We start from the raw sequence: 3,238 nt of genomic DNA, 5'->3' as shown, positions 1-3,238 counted from the left end.
CGCGCCACCGAGCGCAAGAAGTACGGCCTGAAGAAGGCCCGCAAGGCTCCGCAGTACTCGAAGCGCTGACCTCGTGGGCGGGCGCCTGTTCGGCACCGACGGCGTCCGTGGTCTGGCCAACGCCGACCTGACGCCGGATCTGGCGTTGCGGCTGGCCACGGCCGCGGCGCAGGAGTTGGGCGCGACCCGGGAGGCGGCCTCGTCGTCCACCGGTGCGTCCGGCCGTCCGGGACGCCCCACCGCGGCCCGCGGGCCGGCGGCGAGCCCGACCCGCCCCGTCGCGGTGGTCGGGCGCGACCCGCGGGCGTCCGGCGAGATGCTGGAGGCCGCGGTCGCGGCCGGGCTGGCCTCGGCGGGCGTGGACGTGCAGTTGCTGGGCGTGCTGCCCACCCCGGCCGTGGCCTTCCTCACCGCCGACCTGGGCGCCGACCTGGGCGTGGTGATCTCCGCCTCGCACAACGCGATGCCCGACAACGGCATCAAAATCTTCGGGGCCGGTGGCCGCAAGCTGCCCGACGCCGTCGAGGACGCCATCGAGCGCCGGATGGCCGATCCGGCCCCGCTGCCGACCGGTGAGGGCGTCGGTCGGATCCGGCCCGCCGGCGACGCGGACCGCCGCTACCTGGACCATCTGCTGGTCGCCACCCCCAACCCGCTGCGCGGGCTGCGGGTAGTCGTCGACTGCGCGCACGGCGCCGCCTCCGAACTGGCCCCCGAGGTCTACCGGCGGGCGGGCGCCGACGTCGTGGTCATCGGCGGCAGCCCGGACGGGCTGAACATCAACGCCGGGGTGGGCTCGACCTACTTGAGCGGCCTGCGGGACGCCGTCATCGCCGAGGGTGCCGACCTGGGCATCGCGCACGACGGCGACGCGGACCGCTGCCTGGCGGTCGCGGCCGACGGGTCCGTGGTCGACGGCGACGTCATCCTGGCCCTGCTCGCGATCTCGCTGCGCGACCGGGGCCGGCTGGCCGGCGACACCGTCGTGGCGACCGTGATGGCCAACATCGGCTTTCACCGGGCCATGAAGGCGGCCGGGATCGGCGTGCGGACGACCGCCGTCGGCGACCGGTACGTCCTCGAGGACATGAATGCCGGTGGCTACTCGCTGGGTGGCGAGCAGTCGGGGCACCTGATCCTGGCCGAGCACGCGACCACCGGCGACGGCCTGCTCACCGCGCTGCACCTGATGGCGATGGTCGCCGAGACCGGGCGCCCGCTGGCCGAGCTCGCCTCGGTGGTGGAGCGCTTCCCGCAGGTGCTGATCAATGTCCGGGTCGGCGACAAGGCCGCGGTCGCGGCGTCCCCGGACGTGCAGGCCGCCGTCGCGCAGGCGCAGGCCGAGCTGGGCGACACCGGGCGGGTGCTGCTGCGCCCCTCGGGCACCGAGCCGCTGGTCCGGGTGATGGTCGAAGCCGGCACCGACGAGTCCGCCCAGTCCGTCGCGGACCGGGTCGCCAAGGTCGTCGCCGCCGTCTGACCGGCCCGCCTCCGCCCGCGCCCGCGCCGCCGCGGTTCGCTGATCAAATCCGCGCGGTCGGGTCCGGTTCGTCCGGGTCGGCGCGGGTTTGATCAGCGAAGCAGGCCGGGGCCGGGGCTGGGCTGATCAAAGCCGCGCGATCGGGTCCGGTTCGTCCGGGTCGGCGCGGGTTTGATCAGCGAGGCAGGCCGGGGCCGCCGTCAGAGCATCGCGGCGGTGCTCAGATCGCCCATGTCAACGGTCGGGGTCACGTCGGGGTCGTTCGGGTCCAGGATCTTGGTGCCGGCGACCTTGCTCTCCATCTGGTCGGCCAGTTGCGGGGCGTCGGTCAGGTGCCGGACGAAGAACGCCGAGGCCAGGATGCGGGTGGCGTGCTGAACCCGCTTGTCCGAGTCGGCGCCCAGGATGCCGTTGACGAAGCTCTGGCCCTCGGCCAGGCCCAGGTGGGCCGATCCCCGCACCCGGCGCAGCTGCACCGGCCCGCCCCACGACTGCGCGATCTGCGCACCGTCGGATTCGGCCCAGTCGTCCTTGGTGCCGATCAGGTGCAGGCCGGGCGCCTCGACCCGGCCGGCCGCCTGGATCGCCGACGGGCGGGTCTCGGCGGCGGTCACCGTGACCACCGCCCGGATCTGGTCGTCCTTGGCCGCGGCCAGCACCGCGGCCCCGCCACCGGTGGAGTGGCCCAGCACGCCCAGGCGGCGCAGGTCACCGCGCACCCGCCCGCCGCCGAGCTCGCCGTAGGCGACCATCCGCAGCGCCCGGGACAGGTCGAGTGCGAGCCCCTGGTGCGAGGAGAACAGGCTCCGGTGGGTGTTCGGCGCGACGACGATGATGCCCCACGAGGCCAGGTAGCGCATCGTGTCGGCGTACTTGTCCACCGACTGCAGCCAACCGTGCCCCAGCGCGACGATCGGCAGCCGGCGGCCCGACGACGGGGTGAACACCAGACCGGGCAGGCCGGCCGGGGCCAGATCGCCGACCGCGACCCGGTGCGGGCCCTTGTAGGTGAAGTATTCGAAGGTGGGCCGGTTGATCGTCGGCGGCGGCTGCTTGGCCATCTGCTCTCCCGTCCCGGAACGGCGGCCGGGGCCGGCCGCCCTCGTACAGTAGCCGGTGCGCCGTGGGCGTCAGGATCGAGCAGGGGAGCACACCGGTGGCCGACGACTTCGCAACCAACCTGCGCCGATTGATCCGCGCCCGGTTCCCGCTGCTGTCCATCCGGACCGCCGAGGAATCGCGGGTGCTGGCCGAGATCGCCGCCGTGGTGGGCAACCGGACGCAGATCGTGCCGGCCCGGCAGGTCTTCGTCTGGTCGACCGCCAACGGCTTCGCCGCGCTGGGGCAGCCGGGCAGTGCGGACACCCGCACCCCGCACGCCGCCCTGACCGCCGCGGCCGCGCTGACCATGCCCAGCGTGGTCGTCCTGCTGGATCTGCACCCCTGGCTGGGCACGCCGTCGGCGCCGCCGGACACCCAGCTGGTGCGGCAGCTCAAGGACACCGTCCGCTTCTACAAGGACGGGCCGGTGCCCCGTAACCTGATCATGATCTCGCCGACCCCGCACATCCCGGCCGACCTGGAATCCCTGGTCACCCTGCTGGAGTTCCCGCTGCCGACCGAGGCGCAGATCCGCTCGACGCTGGACGGGATGATCGCCCGCAACACCGCCTCCGGGGCGTTGACGCTGTCCCTCGGGCCGGACGGCGCCGAGCGGATGGCCAAGGCGGCGCTCGGGCTGACCGCGTTCGAGGCCGA

2 protein-coding genes and 2 pseudogenes are annotated in these 3,238 nt (G+C 74.1%); 3 read left to right on the top strand and 1 reads right to left on the bottom strand.

Annotation, left to right across the window (positions count from 1 at the left end):
- Positions 1-69: 30S ribosomal protein S9 (gene rpsI / locus ACOJUF_RS12830; RefSeq protein ID WP_420122234.1), on the top strand; the 69-nt coding region annotated here is incomplete at its 5' end.
- Between the two features lie 202 nt (positions 70-271).
- Positions 272-1,480 (top strand): annotated as a pseudogene (gene glmM, locus ACOJUF_RS12825) (phosphoglucosamine mutase); the annotation flags it as partial.
- A gap of 200 nt (positions 1,481-1,680) precedes the next feature.
- Here the strand turns inward: glmM and ACOJUF_RS12820 are convergent.
- A complete protein-coding gene (locus ACOJUF_RS12820; protein WP_420122233.1) occupies positions 1,681-2,541 on the bottom strand; it encodes a dienelactone hydrolase family protein in 861 nt (286 codons plus the stop codon).
- Positions 2,542-2,636: 95 nt separating this feature from the next.
- Between ACOJUF_RS12820 and ACOJUF_RS12815 the strand changes: the two are divergent.
- Positions 2,637-3,238, top strand: a pseudogene (locus ACOJUF_RS12815) (ATPase); the annotation flags it as partial.

It is taken from the genome of Nakamurella sp. (assembly GCF_048594475.1).
Lineage (GTDB): Bacteria > Actinomycetota > Actinomycetes > Mycobacteriales > Nakamurellaceae > Nakamurella.
Note: the sequence above shows the minus strand (reverse complement) of the source record. Positions and strands in the feature narration are given on the sequence as shown.